The following is a 15,968-nucleotide window of genomic DNA, read 5'->3' as shown; positions in this document are numbered from 1 at the left end:
ATGGGGTGACGCAGGAGCAGCTCCGGAAGAAAATTGAGTATTTTAAAGAATTGGGTTGCTGTTTATTCTGATTTATGTGTGAAAAGGAGGATTATTGGATGAAAAAGAAAATGAAAAGAGTTGTTGCCTGTACACTATCTCTGGTTTTATTGGCGTTTAGCCTGGCCGGCTGCGGGGGGAGCAGCGACACCGATGTACCGGCAAGAAAGGACTTACCGGAGGCCGCTGCCGGTGAGCAGGAAACTGCCGGCGACGCCGGCCAGCAGTCTGCAGCCGCCGACACGTCGGAGTACAGCAAGGAGCCGGTCACCCTTACTGCGTTTGTAAATAGCGTGATGATGCCTACGGACTGGAAATGGGGCGATGATCCCACCTCCAAAAAGATTACGGAGCTGACCGGCGTCACGCTGGATATCCAGTACGCCACCACGACAGATAATATGGAGCTGAACACGATGCTGGCCTCCGGCGAAAAGCTTCCGGATTTTATCATAACACCGGCGAACGGGCCGGTACGTCCGCTGCTGGTGGATCAGGGATTTGTGCTGCCGTACAACGATCTGATCGAACAGTACGCGCCCCATTTGGGCGAGATTATGCCTAAGAATATGGATAAAATATATACGGAACCCGACGGGAAATTTTATTGTACCGTCAGTTTCTTCGGGGATGAGAACAGATATGGTGACCAGATACTGAACAGCCGGGGATCTATCAGTGTGTCCATGAATAAAAAGTATTACGATGAGATCGGCAGGCCCGATGTAAGCACGCTTGACAAGTATACGGATGCAGTTGTGCAGATGAAGGATAAACATCCCGAAATCAACAATCCTATCTATGATTACGCGCCGACCACGCCCTGGAGCCATAATTCCATGCTGAATCTGCTGGCCCGTATGTACGGGGCTACCAATGACCATTTCGAGTACTCCAACGGCAAGGTGGAAATGACGTTTATGCAGCCCTATTATAAAGAAGCGCTCCGAACTTATAACGAATGGTACCGGAAGGGCCTGATTAATCCGGAGCAGTGGGCATTCAAAAACGACCAGAAAAAGGCGGCATACGCGGATCAGGATATGCTCAGTTATTGGGGCTATTACTGGGCATTGCTCCAAGGGACGGGCAAGGTCAATGAGCTGAACTTTGAGACGATCGAATATCCTATGCCGGACGGGCGTTCCGCCGATCAGCTTAAGATCCACGACGATTATTACAGTACCGGTTATCAGGGCGTCTTTATCACAAAGGATACGGAACATCCCGACCGGTGTATCCAATATATCGATTTTCTTATGGGAGACGAGGGACAGATCCTGCAGCGTTATGGCACGGAAGGACTTACCTGGGAACCGGATGAGCACGGCCGTCCGAAGGAGACGGAACTGAAAATAAAAACCGAAGCGGAAAGTATGGAGAAGCTGCAGCGGGAGCTGGGAGTTTATAACTACAATTTCGCGTGGCTTACTTCTAACTGGGCGATTGTGTATGGAGCTCATAATACCTACAGCGCTTACCCGGGAATGCTGAAGGATTTTGAGGTGATGACTCCCCATCAGCAGAATGAAATGCTCTCTGATTTGACCTACGCGTTGACGAACACGGATGAGCTGGCGCTTCGGGAGCAGATCTACAGCACCTGGGCATCGGGGACGGCCGCGGTATGCGTGGCGGAAACAGAAGCGGATTTCGAGACCGCCTATGATAAGTTTATCAGTGATATGAAGCACTCCGGCGTGGACACCCTTTGCGAATATTTCCAGGCGAACTATGATCACTGGGTATCGCTTGGTATCGGACAATAATCATAACTTAAAACGTTCCCGGCCCGAAAATACCGGACCGGGAACGAAAGTAGGAGGTTAGCGTACATGAAACATCAAAATGGGAAGGAAGGCCGGACCGCAGAAAAGCAGAACCTGCCGAAAGCTAAAAAACAAAGCTTCTGGCATCAACTGAGACGTCAATGGGAATTACAGCTGATGGTGGTGCCCGCGCTGCTGGCGCTGGCTCTGTTCGCGATTATCCCTCTGTTTGGCCTGCAGATCGCATTCAAGGATTATAAACTAAATTCCGGTATCTGGGGAAGCGCCTGGGTGGGATTGAAACATTTTAAAATGTTTTTTACGGACCCCAATGTGCTTCCCGTGCTCTGGAATACGGTGGGCCTCTCCTTTATCAAAGCCTTTTTCACCATTCCCCTGCCGGTTATTTTTGCCCTTCTGCTGAATGAGGTGGTACATACCAAGTTCAAGAAAACGGTTCAGACCATCAGTTACTTTCCATATTTCCTGGCCTGGTCCGTAGTCGCGCTTATGGCCACGACCTGGCTGTCGCCCAATGGCTTTATCAATGGATTGCTGGTATCGGCCGGAATTTTAAAAGACCCCTATTTTTTTCTGGGGAAGCCGGAAGCGTTCTGGGGAATATCCATAACGCTGGACGTCTGGAAAAACCTGGGATATTCGTCCATCATTTACCTGGCGGCCATGGCTAACGTGGACCAGGAAGTTACGGAGGCGGCGGTAATAGACGGAGCGGGCCGGTTCAAGCGGATTCTGCATGTCACCATGCCTGCGATTTTGCCGACGGTGATGATATTGCTGATTATCAACGTAGGGAATCTGCTGCGGGGCGGTTCCAACTTTGACATCAGTTACAACCTGATGAATTCCTTAAACCAGCCGCGCTCAGAGATCCTGGACACATATGTGCTGAAAATGGGAGTTTCTATGGGGCGGTTTTCTTACGCGACGGCAATCGGCCTGCTCCAATCTATCGTAGCGTCTATCCTGCTGGTGACATCCAACGCGATCAGTAAGCTGACCACGGGCGAGAGCTATTTTTAAGGGGGGAGCCTATATGAATAATCGAAAGAGCTGGCAAAAATTTGGTTTGCCGGATGTGATGATATACCTGATACTTGCGTTGCTTACCTTTGTGATGCTGTTTCCGTTCTGGAACGCGGTCGTTCTATCCTTCAACGACGGAAAAGACGCGATGATGGGAGGCGTTTACTTTTGGCCGCGTAAATTCACACTGGCGAATTACACCCAGGTATTCAAGAATTTGTCTATCTGGCGGGCCTTTGGCGTCTCGGTGGCCCGTACGGCGCTGTCCACCGCCTTAAGTCTGCTGGTCACCTCTATGTTCGCGTATGCGGCCAGCAAATCCTATCTGAAACTTCGTAAATTCTATATGATACTGCTGCTGATCGCCATGTTCTTCAATGGAGGCATCATTCCCGTTTTCCTTGCTATCCGCAGCTATGGGCTCATCAACAACTTTTTGGTGTACATCCTTCCGGGAGTGTTCAATGCGTTTTATGCCCAGATATTTATTTCTTTTTTCAAAGGACTGCCGGAGAGCCTGTTTGAGTCGGCGCGTATAGACGGCGCCAGGGAATTTACCATCTATACGCGCATCGTGCTGCCGCTGTCCAAACCGGTGCTGGCGGCAGTAGGGCTGTTTACCGCGGTATTCAACTGGAACGCGTGGTACGATAACATGCTCTATGTCAAAAATGAGAGTCTGAACACACTCTCTTATCTGTTCGTGAAAATGATAAAGGCCCAGGAGACCATGGAAAATATGGCCGCAAGCTCCGGGGTGGCGGATCTGGCTAATGTAAGCGGCGTCAGCTCCACAACGCTGCAGCTGGCGACTATGGTGGTTGCCGTGCTTCCCATTATGTGTATTTATCCATTTATGCAGAAATATTTCGCGACCGGTATGATGATCGGCTCCGTAAAAGGATAAGTATGCCGCCTGGTCCGCAGCGTCACAGCCGCTTCCTCAGTTCCTCGATGCGTTCCATTTTCTCTTTTGCCTCAGCCTCCATTCCCTGGCCGGTAGGACGGTAATAGTTCCGCCCTGAGAGGGAATCCGGCAGACACTGCATGGAGGTCAGTTTTTCAGCGGTGTCGTGGGCGTACTGGTAACCCTTGCCATAATCCAGATCGTGCATCAGCTTCGTGGGGGCATTGCGGATCTGCAGGGGTACCGGCTCCGCCAGCATCTGCAGCGCGTCCGTTTTGGCTTCCTCGTAGGCCACATACAGCGCGTTGGATTTGGGAGCCAGCGTCAGATAGGTGACTGCGTGGGTCAGATTCACGTTGCACTCGGGCATCCCGTTAAAGTGGCAGGCCTGGTAGGCAGCCACGGCGATCTCTAACGCGCGGCTGTCCGCGATTCCGATATCCTCGCTGGCGAAACGGATCAGACGGCGCGCCACGTAGAGCGGGTCCTCCCCAGCCTCCAGCATACGGGCCAGCCAGTAGACCGCGGCCTGAACGTCGGAATTGCGCATGGATTTGTGCAGGGCGGAGATCAGGTTATAATGTTCCTCTCCATTTTTATCATAGAGCAGCGACTTACGGCTGATGCACTGTTCCAGGATTTCCGGGGTGACCACGGTTTCCGTACCCTGAATATCCCCGTTGATCACGGCCATTTCCAGGGTGTTCAAGGCGGTGCGGGCGTCCCCGTTGGCGAATCCGGCGATCATCCGCAGCAGGTCTTCACTGATGCGGATCTTCTGGCTGCCAAGCCCCCGCTCGGATTCCAGGGCGTGCTGCAGCAGCAGATACAGATCGTCGGAGGAGAGCGCGTGCAGTACGAAAACCTTGCAGCGGGACAGAAGAGCGGAGTTGATCTCAAAAGACGGGTTCTCCGTCGTAGCTCCGATCAGAATGATGCTTCCCTTCTCCACATAGGGGAGAAAGGCGTCCTGCTGGGCCTTGTTAAAGCGGTGAATTTCGTCTACGAAAAGCAGCGTACGCTCCCCGGACATCCGGTTCGCTTCCGCCTGGGCCATCACGGTTTTGATCTCCTTAATTCCGCTGGTGACGGCGCTGAAATCCACAAAATTACTTCTGGTGGTACCGGCGATGATTCTGGCCAAAGTGGTTTTCCCGACACCGGGAGGCCCCCAGAATATCATAGATGAAATATTATCCTGCTCGATCAGCTGACGCAGAATCCGGCCCTTGCCCAGCAGGTGCTGCTGACCGACGAATTCCTTCAGGGATTCCGGCCGCAGACGGCTGGCCAGAGGGGTGGACTTTGGACGGTCATCAAAGAGGGAAAGCTGTTCCAATTCAATCACTTCCTTTTCTCCATGTTATTTGGAGTCCATGAATTTATTGTAGCAGATGCCGGACAATTTACAATATGTAAATAAACGAAAGAAAAGGCGTGAAAGAAATCATACCGGAGAGGAAAAGAGGAAATTATAAGAAATCGTCTAAAATATAATAACAAATCGGAAACAAAATAGACACAGGTTTCTGTTATACTATTCTTAATCATGTTCGTAACCTGAAAAGGGGGGAGCCGGTTGGGAAAATTAATGCGGATAGAGCTTCTAAAAGCGGTAAGAAACAGATATCTGTGGATAACCTTTGGCGCTGTACTGGCGGTTGGCGCCATACAGTGCGCTTATCTGCTCTGGAGCCTCGGGAACGGGGCCGTAGCGGGCAGCGGGGCATCAGATCTTTCGGTAAGGAGTACAGGGCTTTCGATGACACGCGCAATCAGTTCGCTGCTGGTCATGTGTCCCTACGGCTGGTCCTATCTTGCGGAGACCAGACACGGATATTGGAAGCAGATCATCACGCGCACGGGCAGAAAGAATTACGTACTGGCCAAGTATGCGGTCATATTTTTAACCAGTGGGTTTGCGGCCACCGTGCCGTTAACGTTACAGATGACTGCTGAATACGGGATCCGATGGCGCTATTTGGATCTGGAGCTTCCGGGATTTGTACATAATCCGGTTCTGAGCGTGTTGTTATATTTTATCGGAGAATGGATTCTGAGCGGTTTGATGGCCGGTTTTGGACTGATGATCTCCATGTTCTGCAAACATATGGCGGCGGCCATAGGAATTCCGGGGCTGTTCTGTCTGCTGTACCGCCTGGCCAACGCTGGGCTGTTTTCCCACCTGGCATCGTCGGGAACAGGGGATGGTACGGCGCTTGTTTTCCAGGGCATACTGCTGGGGGAGGTCCTGCTTCTCTTTGCGGTGACACTGCCGGTCTGCGTATATCGCGGAGAGCACCTGGATGTGCTGGAGGAAGGGAGCAGGGCGGATGAAAATTAAACATACGGAAATCGAGACGGAGCAGCTGACGAAAGTGCTGCATAATCAGAAGGTGATAGACCAGACAGACGCCTACTTTGAAGGCGGCAGAGTATATGGAATACAGGGGGACAGCGGTTCCGGAAAAACCGTATTTCTAAGCATGCTGTGCGGCCTGGTGCGGCCCACTTCCGGCAGCATCCAGATTAATCAAAAGCTGCTGGGAACCGATATTATGCAGCCGGACAGCGTAGGAATCATGATCGGCAGGCCTGTCTTCTTAAAAGAATATACCGGATTCCAAAATCTGCAGCTGCTGGCGGCTGTCAGGCGGGAGATATCCAACACCCACATCCGAAAGATGATGGATTTTGTAAAACTGGGAAGCAATGAACGGAGGCGGTATGGGGCGTATACCCCCCAGATGGCCCAGCGGTTAGGTATCGCCGCCGCATTTATGGAACAGCCGGATATCCTGCTGTTAGACGGAGCTACTTCCGAGCTGGATCCGGGAGGTGTGGATATGCTGATGGATCTGATCCGCAGAGCCAGAGAGCGTGACGCGCTGATTATAATAAGCGACCGGAACGAAGGTTTTCTAAGAGAATTAAGCGATGAGATCTACTATCTGTCGGAGGGAAGTCTATCGGCCGGCGCCTGATGACAAAGAGCAAAGCAAAGGGGCTGTGAAAAACAGCCCCTTACATTCAGCCCAAAGCCACGTCAAGAATCATCATAATCAGAAATCCGGCCATGACGCCCAGGGTACCCACATGGGAATGTTCGCCCAGATGCGCTTCCGGAATCAGTTCCTCCACCACCACATACAGCATGGCTCCGGCGGCGAAGGACAGAAGCCAGGGCATCAGCGGCTGGATACCGCCGGCGATCAGTACCGTCAGGATACCGAACACGGGTTCCACAAAACCGGACAAGCTGCCATATACGAATGCTCTTCCCGTGGAGACGCCCTCCTGCCGAAGCGGCAGCGAGATCGCCGCGCCCTCCGGAAAGTTCTGGATGCCGATGCCGATGGCCAGAGCCATAGCGGCCGCGTACATCGCGGGATCATTGCCGTGCTGTGCGGCCAGTGCAAAAGAAAGGCCAACCGCCATTCCCTCAGGAATATTATGCAGAGTCACCGCCAGGACCAGCAGGGTTGTCCGTTTCCAGGTGGAGGAAGGTCCCTCCGGAGACGACGAATCCGGATGCAGATGCGGCAGCACATTATCCATCAGCATCAGGAACGCGATCCCCAGAATGAATCCCCCCGCAGCCGGCATCCAACCGATCATACCGGAGGCCTCGGCCTCCTCAATAGCCGGAATCAATAAAGACCAAACCGACGCGGCGATCATAACGCCCGCAGCGAACCCCAAAAACACGCGCTGTATATTTACATTCGACTTTTTGCGAAAAAAGAAAACCATAGCTGCGCCCAGACTGGTCATAAGAAAAGTAAACCCGGTACCGCCGGCAGCCCACAATACAGATTGCATATCGAAATCCCCCTTTTCAATTTAAAGTACAAAATCCGGACTTTTATCTAAGAGTATACCGGATTTTCTTCATTTTAACCTGTTTTTCCGAAATATACAAGGGGGGAGGAGAGGGCGATTTTTTTAAAGGGCCGGAGCGGTCAGGCGCGAGGGCGGCCGGGGGGATGGGGATGATAAGAATGGGAATCGGAACCGCTTGGGGCTTGCTTGGGAACGGGGCAGACGGCGGGAGTGCTTCGCAGAGTCTGGGCGGTTCTTCTTCCTGAGTTTGGGTTGGCCGGCCGCTTCAGACGGAGGGACCGTGGGCGGTTTCCGGGGAGGCTCCCGGCTTTGGGGCTCTTTTGTGTCTCCCCGGGAGCGCGGAGGGCTTGCGCTGGCACCCGCTAAGGGAAATCGGAAAGCCGGGTTCAGGAACCGAGCCTATTCACCAGGAACACATGAGGTGTTCCCGGTTCAGAGGCTCTTGCCCGTCGGACGTGAAGTCCGCCGGTCATCCTGAACTCGGCTTTCCGATTTCCCTAAGCGGGTGCTCAGCCGCCCTATGCGCTCCCGAGGAGACACAAAAGAGTCCCAAAGCCGGGAGCCTCCCCGGAAACCACCCACGGTCCCTCCATCTGAATCGGCCGGCCAACCCAAACCCAGGGAAGAATCGCCCAGACTCTGCGAAGCACTCCCGCCGTCTGTCCCGTTCCCAAGCAAGCCCCAAGCAGTTCCGATTCCCATTCTTACCATCCCCCTCCCCCCGGCGGCTGCGCCCGCACTTTGTCTTCCGCGGCTGCACCCACATATGGACAGTAGTGTCTATTTGTGTTAGACTAATTATAGTCTAATGGTATACGACAGGAGGATGATCCTATGGAACAATATAAACTGGGGGAAATGGAGCAGAAATTTGCCGACATGATTTGGGCCAACGAGCCGGTTAGCTCCCGTGCACTCACAGAGCTGTGCGAGGCGGAGTTTTCGTGGAAGCGTACCACGACTTATACTATGCTGAAACGGCTTTGCGACCGGGGGATTTTTGCAAACAACAGCGGTACGGTTACGGCGCTGATGAGTAAGGCGGAGTTTGGCGCCGCGCAGGGTGAACAGTTTTTAAAGGATGCCTTTAACGGTTCTCTGCCACAGTTTTTAGCGGCATTTACTCGCAGAAAAAAGCTGACGGCAAAAGAGATTGCCGATATTCAGAGGCTTATTGACAATCACAAGGAGGGGTAGCCATGCTTGACGCCTTATTCTTACAAATTCTCAATATGAGCTTTACGGCAAGCTTTGTCATTATCTTTGTACTGCTTGCGCGGATATTGCTGAAAAAATCGCCCAAGGTCTTATCCTATGCTCTCTGGTCGGTGGTGCTGTTTCGACTGGTTTGTCCTTTTTCTTTTGAAAGTGTATTGAGCCTGTTGCCGGCCAATACGAACCCAATCCCCAGCGATATTGGAATGATGGCTGTACCCCAGATTAACACGGGATTGCCGGCGCTTAATAACGCCGTCAACTCCAATTTGCCCGCCGCCACGCCGGCAGCTAGCGTTAATCCTGTGCAGATTTGGATATTTGCAGGCCGGGTTTTGTGGCTCGCCGGTATTGCAGTTTTGCTCATTTACAGCTTGGCTATGCTCTTACAGCTAACAAAGAAACTGAAAAACGCTGTTCATGACAGAGACAATATTTATCTTTCGGATCAAATTGACACTGCCTTTGTATTAGGTGCTTTTCGTCCTAAAATTTATTTGCCGTCGTATCTTGGCGATACCCAGCGTGACTATATCCTGCTCCATGAGCAGACCCATATCAGGCGGCTTGACCATATCGTGAAACTGGCAGGATTCTTTGTTCTTCTTCTGCACTGGTTTAATCCGCTTGTGTGGATTGCCTTTTATGCAAGCGGCAAAGACATGGAGATGTCCTGTGATGAAGCGGTAGTGAAAAAGCTGGGCAATGGTGTAAAAAAAGACTATTCCACCTCGCTTTTGAGTCTTGCTACAGGCAGAAAAATCGTAGGAGGCACCCCTCTTGCCTTTGGTGAGGGGGATACAAGGGGCAGAATCAAAAATGTGCTGAACTATAAAAAGCCGGCCTTTTGGGTAGTTGTTTTGTCGGCAATTGCGGCCGTATCGGTCGGAGTGGGCTTGACGGCGAATCCGAAAGAGGAAAGACCGGGCTTTGCGGGGGTAAATGCTGTCATTCTTGAAATAGACAAAGATAATCAAAGCATGACGGTCGAAGGTATAGATGAAAATAGCGTGATCGGTGACAGGTGTATCATAACATGGGAAAAAGATGCCTTGATTACCCTTGCCACAAACAGTAAGCCGACGCAGCTCTCTTTGGATGATTTCTCAGTTGGAGATTATGTCGTATTGTTTATTGGCGAGGTAGAAGAAACTTACCCCACAAGGGCGACTGCCGGCAGTATTCAGCTAAAGCCAAGTGAAGCGAGTGAGATTGTCGCTTTGCGCCCTATGGTAATGATTCATGGAGACTTGTATCTGGACACAGGCAGGGAAGGCCCGATGGGAGCGGCGAATCAAGTTGACGGCACCATTAAAACCAATGTTTCTCCAAACAAAAAACCGACGGAACACGAGCAATCAAACTTTGGATGTGTTGGCAGTGAATATACGGTTGGGAATGGTTTTGTCCAAGTGAATATAGATGGAAAGTGGATTGTCTTTGAACTTGAGAGACAGGACGCTTCCAGCGTCGAATACTCCATTGCAATGCTTGATAAAAATAGTGCGCTTTCCTGGAGTACGGCGGCAAATTCCAAACTTGCGAGAGACATCTTGATGAATGCCTTAGTAAAATCGGAGACATGGGAGGGCGTAGACGTTGCCTCGCTGAAGGAATACTTTCTTATCCGCCGGAGCTTCCCCGAAACGGATGAGGTGCATGACTATTATGCCTATCGTCTGCCCGATGGCACCGCGGTGCTGCAAACAGGCGCAAAAGGACGGTATAGCGTTCTTTCGGATGATCTTTACGAATCACTTGCAAAGCATGTAGTTTATTCCGGTACAGATGATTCTTCCCGAGTAGCCGCAGAGGCAAATTATAGCCGGAGCCTTAGTGCCGAAGAACTTGCACAAACAGAGGATGTTGTCCGAAATTATTTCACAGTTGACGCCCCATATTATGAGGGGGTAGTCTCTATTGAGCTTATGCCGGATGATTCGGCGTTGTATCAAAATGCAGGTATCGAAGGTAAATACGAGGCCGGCAACATCATTATTTATAAGGTCCTCACCGGTAAAGATAAAAAGAACCATAATCCCGAACGCACTGCCAGTGTTGCAAGAAGCTCAAAAGATTCTGCTTGGGAATTGATAAATCATGGGTTTTGAATTTTATCAGTTATAACTGATAAAATTAAACTTTTTGTGTTGATATTTCGTTATAAACTGGATATGCTGTAATTTGTCAAAGGAAAGGAAGCGCAGTTCAGACTGACTGCGCCGGGTGGTTTTCCACCTCCATTATGTGTTATACTGTACGAAAATAGTAACCCGAGGTTGGATTAGTGTAAAGTGAGGAATTCTGCTTGGAGATAGATCGGTTTTCGGAGATGCTGAATGAGATAGCCGGCGAGATGCCGAAAGAATTTTTTGAGGAGTTGAACGGGGGTATTGTGCTGAAGGAGGAGCGTAAGCTGCATCCGCAGAGCAGGAATGAGGAATTGTGCATTTTGGGGGAGTATCATAGGGACAAGTATCTGGGAAGATTTATTACGATTTATTATGGATCTTTTATGCAGGTGTACGGATATATGACGGAGGAGGCGCTTCGTAAGAGGGTGCGTAAGACGGTGCTGCACGAGTTCAGACATCACCTGGAGTCGCTGGCAGGGGAAAGGGATCTGGAGGTTGAGGATGCGATTCAGATCGCCCGGTATAAGGAGAGGGGGAATGAACGGTGACTGCGGAGAGGAATTTCCGGCAGGAGCGGCTGGTTTATATTTTAAGGGAATTGGATGAGAAACAGTGCGTGAGAATCTCGAATCTGGCCAGGAGCCTGCATGTGTCGGAAGTGACGGTCCGGCAGGACCTGACTATGCTGGAAGGGGAAGGGCTGGTCAGGAGAGTACATGGGGGAGCGGTTAAGGCCGGGGATAGTATTTACCGGAAGGATACAAGGGAGACGGTGTACAGAAACGCCGCGGCTAAGATCGCGATAGCGAGAAGGGCTTACCGGGAGCTGCGGGCCCATGATACGGTTCTGATCGACGATTCGTCTACCTGCCTGTATCTGGTACAGCTGATGAAGGAAGAAGGGGTTCCGTTAACGGTGGTTACGAATTCTGTGATCGCGGCTGGGGAATTGATGAATCTGGATCATGTGAGGCTGTTCATGATCGGCGGGGAGGTGTTCGGGAATCTGGCGGCTACTGCCGGTGAGACCGGGGAGCGGGAAGTTTTGGATTATCACGCGGATATCCTGTTTATGGGGGCAAACGGGGTGGATGTGGATGCGGGGGTTACGGTGATCGGCTATCCCCAGATGATGATGAAAAAGGCCATGCGTAAGTGCGCCAAGAGGACGGTTCTGCTGGCGGACGGCGGGAAGCTTGGGAAGCGGTATCTGTCGGAGGTGTGCGCGCTTTCCGGGGTGGATATGATTATTACGGATGGGGCGGCAGATCGGGCGTACTGCGGCCGTATGGGGGAATTGGTACCGGTGATTATTTCCTGAAACCGAAAGAAATCTGAGGATAACTTTCGGTTTCTTTTTATTTGACGGAAATACAAGGAGAGCCGGCATTGCGGGGGCAGCCGGCGGATGCTATGATCGGGATAGAAGAAAAAAAGGATCTATCTGGTTTTATCGGGATCTGTCTGGTTTCATAGTAGAAAGGGGAATTTTTATGGATAAAAAATGGCTGCCCAAAGGACTGACGCGGGCGGAGCGGACGGAGTTCTTAAATGGAAGAATGCGGGGAGTGAAGCCTGCCATCTGCGTGGAGCGGGCCAGGCTGGTTACGGAAAGCTACCGGCGGACAGAAGGAGAGCCTTATATTCTGCGGCGGGCAAAGGCGCTTAAGTACCTGCTGGAGCAGATGACTATATTTATCGATCAGGAGGAGCTGATCGTAGGAAATCATGCATCGAAGCCCAGGTGCGCCCCTGTATTTCCGGAATTTGGCATGTTCGACAGAAGGGAACTGGATCTGATGCCGGTGCGAAAGGTGGATACCCTTCAGATTACGGAGGAAGATAAAGAGTATCTGCTGAATGAGATTTTCCCTTATTGGAAAACCATCAATACGGGGGAGCGTTCCAAGTATTATTTTGACCCCAGGATTCTGGAGGTGCTGGATTCCCCATACCGGGTATTTAATCCCTTAAGCCGTACCCGCAGCGGACACGGCCATTATCTGCCGGATGTACGAATGATCGTGCGCTTCGGGTTCTGCCGGGTGGAAACGCAGATCCGGCAGTATATGGAGCAGATGGATTACTGTGATCCGGAGTATGCGGAAAAAATGCAGTTTTATCAGGCGGCCCTGATCTGCATCGAAGGGGTTAAGAGCTTTCAGCTTCGCTTTGCCGCTTTGGCATCGAAGATGGCGGAACAGGAGAAGGATGACAGGAGGAGAAGGGAACTGGAACTGATCGCGGGAGTCTGCAGCCAGGTTCCGTATTATCCGGCCAGGAATTATCACGAAGCGGTACAGTCTTATTGGTTCGTGATGCTGATTGATTATTGCCATCAGAATGGCTCGTCGATCTCGGGCGGCCGGATCGACCAGCTTTTTCGGCCTTACTATGAGCGGGAGATACAGGAGGGGACCCTGACGCGGGAGGAAGCCAGGGAGATCCTGGAGGCCCTCTGGGTAAAACACAGCGATGTGATCAAGGCCGGGACGTATTCCAGCGTGCGCAATAACGGAGGGTTCTCTACCGCCTGCAACGTGGTGGTGGGCGGACTGGATGAAAATGGAGAGAATGCGGTCTGCGATTTTACCTATGTGTGTCTGGACGCGGAAGAGTCGGTATTTAATTCGGAGCCAAATACCAGTATCCGCCTGTCTTCCAAGAATCCGGACGCATATGTGAAAAGGGTGATTGAAATTCTGGTGAAAAAGGAAGGCGGGAAGATGCCGTTTTTCAATGACGACCTGATTATCGAAGCCCTGGAAAAAGACGGCCTTACCCATGAAGAGGCTCTGGATTATGCGATCGTTGGATGTGTGGAGCCCACCGGTTACGGGAATACCATGGGCAGCACCAATGCGGGATTTTTTAACATTGCCAAATGCTTTGAACTGGCGCTGTTCGACGGGGTCTGCCAGATGTCAGGAGTGCAGATGGGCCCGAAAACCGGCAGTCTTGTGGATTTTGCAAGCTTTGATGAGCTGTTGAACGCTTTCCGGACACAGCTGGATTATTTTGTATCCATGCTGGTGTGTTCCCTGAACTGCACGGAGAAGTTAATCGGTGACTATGGCCCTCACATTTTCAGCTCCCTGCTGCTGGACGGCTGTCTGGAAAATGGAAGGGACTGTACGAGAGGCGGGGCGAAGTATAATTATATCGGCGTGCAGGGCGTGGGCATCGCCGATGTGGGAGATTCCCTCGCCGCCATAAAGAAGCTGGTCTATGAGGAGAAGCGGATTGACCGCCGCACACTGGCGGAGGCGCTTCAGAATGATTTCCGGGATCAGGAGGTTTTGCGGCAGATTCTGCTAAACCGTGCGCCGAAGTATGGAAACGACATCGATGAGGCGGATGACATGACCGCCTATGTGGGCAGGCTGTATTGCGACAGCGTGAACTGCAGAACAACGGTGCGGGGCGGACGGTTCCGGGCTGGCCTGTTCTGCCTTTCCTCTAACACGCCGCTGGGACGGCAGGTGTGCGCGCTGCCAAGCGGCAGGCTGTCGGGGACTCCCCTGGGAGACGGAGGTATCTCACCCAAACACGGCATGGATACCCACGGCCCTACCGCCGCGGCCAGGTCGGTGGCAAAAGTTCTGCATACCCAGGCGTTAAACGGAGTGAATTATAATATGAAATTTCTCCCGTCCGTATTGAAAACGGAGGAAGACCGTCAGAAACTGGTCGATTTGATCCGTACCTATTTCGATCTGGGAGGGATGCATATTCAATTTAATATCCTGACCAGGGAAAAACTGCTGGACGCCCAGGCGCATCCGGACCGGCACAGAAGCCTGGTGTTACGGGTAGCGGGATACAGCGCGTTCTTTGTGGAGCTGGATAAAGACATCCAGGATGAAATCATCAGCAGAACCGTGCATGGAGGATGTTAGGAGGAGCGATGGAAGAGAGCAGAGGAAATGTGTTCGATATACAAAGATACAGCATTCACGATGGGGACGGCATCCGCACCGTAATCTTTTTGAAAGGATGTCCGCTGCGCTGCCGTTGGTGTTCCAACCCGGAATCCCAGAGCGGCGGGCCGCAGCTCTTTTATTCCCAGTCTCGGTGCATCCGGTGCCTCTCCTGTGTAAAAGCCTCGGCGGACGGCGAGATTACGGCAGACGGCCGGGAGCCGGTGATCCATTGGCTAAAATGCGGCGGGGAGACAGCCTTAAAATTAGCCGAAGCCTGTCCGGCGGACGCCCTGCTCATCAAAGGCAGGGAGATGACCATAGAGGAGGTCATGCAGGTGATCCGAAGGGACCGCATGTTTTATGAAAGGAGCGGGGGCGGGGTTACGCTCTCCGGGGGAGAGCCGTTACTGCAGCCGGACTTTGCAAAAGGCCTGCTGAAAGCCTGCCGTCAGGAGGGTTTCTCCACCGCGGTCGAGACGACCGGCCATGTGCCCTGGGAAAATATATCCGGCATCCTTCCCTTTACGGATTTGTTCCTTTATGATTTTAAAAGCCCGGACCCGGATATTCATCGGGACTGGACCGGCGTGGATAATAAACGGATTCTTCAGAATCTACAACAGCTAAAAACAGCGGGGGCCAATATCCATGTCCGTATCCCGGTTATCCCAGGCATGAACGATCAGCCCGAAACTCTGCGTAAAATGGCCGGTATGCTGGATCGGCTGGGAATCGGGACCAGAAGCCTGCTGCCGTTTCACCAGTACGGCAGCGGAAAATACCGTTCCTGCGGCATGGCCTATTCCATGGAGGAAGTTCAACCGTTACCGGAAACGCGCATGGCGGAATTGGAAGAGGTATTTGCTGGTACTTCCCCGGGTTTGGGTATGCCCGCTGTTTAAGGCAGGGGTGCGTGCCGGTGTCCCGGGATGCTCCGGGCAGCCGGATTCCTTTGTGTCTCCCCGGGAGCGCGGAGGGCTTGCGCTGGCACCCGCTAAGTGAAATCGGAAAGCCGGGTTCAGGAACCGAGCCTATTCACCAGGAACACGTGATGTGTTCCCGGTTCAGAGGCTCTTGCCCGTCGGACGTG

General features: G+C 52.1%; 13 protein-coding genes. 11 read left to right on the top strand and 2 right to left on the bottom strand.

All coding sequences use genetic code 11. From position 1 onward, the window contains the following. The first annotated feature begins 98 nt into the window (after nucleotides 1-98). The 3 genes from KTH89_RS09460 (at nucleotide 99) to KTH89_RS09450 (ending at nucleotide 3,762) form a co-directional block, all read left to right on the top strand. Entirely contained in the window at nucleotides 99-1,808 is a 1,710-nt protein-coding gene (locus KTH89_RS09460; protein WP_238721465.1) for an extracellular solute-binding protein, read from the top strand. Nucleotides 1,809-1,874: 66 nt separating this feature from the next. Further along, nucleotides 1,875-2,852 (top strand): ABC transporter permease, encoded by a 978-nt coding sequence (locus KTH89_RS09455; protein ID WP_238721464.1) that lies wholly within the window; start codon nucleotides 1,875-1,877, stop codon nucleotides 2,850-2,852. A gap of 13 nt (nucleotides 2,853-2,865) precedes the next feature. Further along, complete coding sequence (locus KTH89_RS09450; protein WP_238721463.1) at nucleotides 2,866-3,762, top strand: carbohydrate ABC transporter permease; 897 nt, start codon at nucleotides 2,866-2,868, stop codon at nucleotides 3,760-3,762. A gap of 22 nt (nucleotides 3,763-3,784) precedes the next feature. Here KTH89_RS09450 and KTH89_RS09445 read toward each other — a convergent pair whose 3' ends face one another. Beyond that, nucleotides 3,785-5,101, bottom strand: a complete 1,317-nt coding sequence (locus KTH89_RS09445; RefSeq protein WP_238721485.1) for a replication-associated recombination protein A — start codon at nucleotides 5,099-5,101, stop codon at nucleotides 3,785-3,787. A 240-nt stretch (nucleotides 5,102-5,341) separates the two neighbouring features. Between KTH89_RS09445 and KTH89_RS09440 the strand changes: the two genes are divergently transcribed. Both KTH89_RS09440 and KTH89_RS09435 read left to right on the top strand, forming a co-directional pair. Then, complete coding sequence (locus KTH89_RS09440; protein WP_238721462.1) at nucleotides 5,342-6,106, top strand: hypothetical protein; 765 nt, start codon at nucleotides 5,342-5,344, stop codon at nucleotides 6,104-6,106. Beyond that, nucleotides 6,096-6,746: an ATP-binding cassette domain-containing protein gene (locus tag KTH89_RS09435; RefSeq protein WP_238721461.1), complete on the top strand. Its 651-nt coding sequence runs from the start codon at nucleotides 6,096-6,098 to the stop codon at nucleotides 6,744-6,746. Before KTH89_RS09440 ends, KTH89_RS09435 begins: the two co-directional genes overlap by 11 nt. 46 nt (nucleotides 6,747-6,792) lie before the next feature. On the opposite strand, the gene KTH89_RS09430 is transcribed toward KTH89_RS09435, so the two are convergent. Then, entirely contained in the window at nucleotides 6,793-7,584 is a 792-nt protein-coding gene (locus tag KTH89_RS09430) for a ZIP family metal transporter (RefSeq protein ID WP_158345427.1), read from the bottom strand. Between the two features lie 855 nt (nucleotides 7,585-8,439). Here KTH89_RS09430 and KTH89_RS09425 point away from each other — a divergent pair. From KTH89_RS09425 to KTH89_RS09400, 6 genes are all read left to right on the top strand, one after another. Then, nucleotides 8,440-8,802: a BlaI/MecI/CopY family transcriptional regulator gene (locus tag KTH89_RS09425; protein WP_238721460.1), complete on the top strand. Its 363-nt coding sequence runs from the start codon at nucleotides 8,440-8,442 to the stop codon at nucleotides 8,800-8,802. A 2-nt stretch (nucleotides 8,803-8,804) separates the two neighbouring features. Continuing rightward, on the top strand, nucleotides 8,805-10,931 hold the full coding sequence (locus tag KTH89_RS09420; protein ID WP_238721459.1) for a M56 family metallopeptidase: 2,127 nt from the start codon (nucleotides 8,805-8,807) through the stop codon (nucleotides 10,929-10,931). A 197-nt stretch (nucleotides 10,932-11,128) separates the two neighbouring features. Next, nucleotides 11,129-11,503: a metallopeptidase family protein gene (locus KTH89_RS09415; RefSeq protein ID WP_238721458.1), complete on the top strand. Its 375-nt coding sequence runs from the start codon at nucleotides 11,129-11,131 to the stop codon at nucleotides 11,501-11,503. Next, complete coding sequence (locus tag KTH89_RS09410; RefSeq protein WP_238721457.1) at nucleotides 11,500-12,276, top strand: DeoR/GlpR family DNA-binding transcription regulator; 777 nt, start codon at nucleotides 11,500-11,502, stop codon at nucleotides 12,274-12,276. Before KTH89_RS09415 ends, KTH89_RS09410 begins: the two co-directional genes overlap by 4 nt. A 172-nt stretch (nucleotides 12,277-12,448) precedes the next feature. Next, a complete protein-coding gene (locus tag KTH89_RS09405) occupies nucleotides 12,449-14,854 on the top strand; it encodes a glycyl radical protein (RefSeq protein WP_238721456.1) in 2,406 nt (801 codons plus the stop codon). An 8-nt stretch (nucleotides 14,855-14,862) separates the two neighbouring features. After that, nucleotides 14,863-15,780 (top strand): glycyl-radical enzyme activating protein, encoded by a 918-nt coding sequence (locus KTH89_RS09400; protein ID WP_238721455.1) that lies wholly within the window; start codon nucleotides 14,863-14,865, stop codon nucleotides 15,778-15,780. Nucleotides 15,781-15,968 lie beyond the last annotated feature (188 nt).

Origin of the sequence: Diplocloster agilis, assembly GCF_019042275.1 — a bacterium.
GTDB lineage: Bacteria > Bacillota > Clostridia > Lachnospirales > Lachnospiraceae > Diplocloster > Diplocloster agilis.
This window is presented reverse-complemented; position numbering and strand designations above follow the sequence as displayed.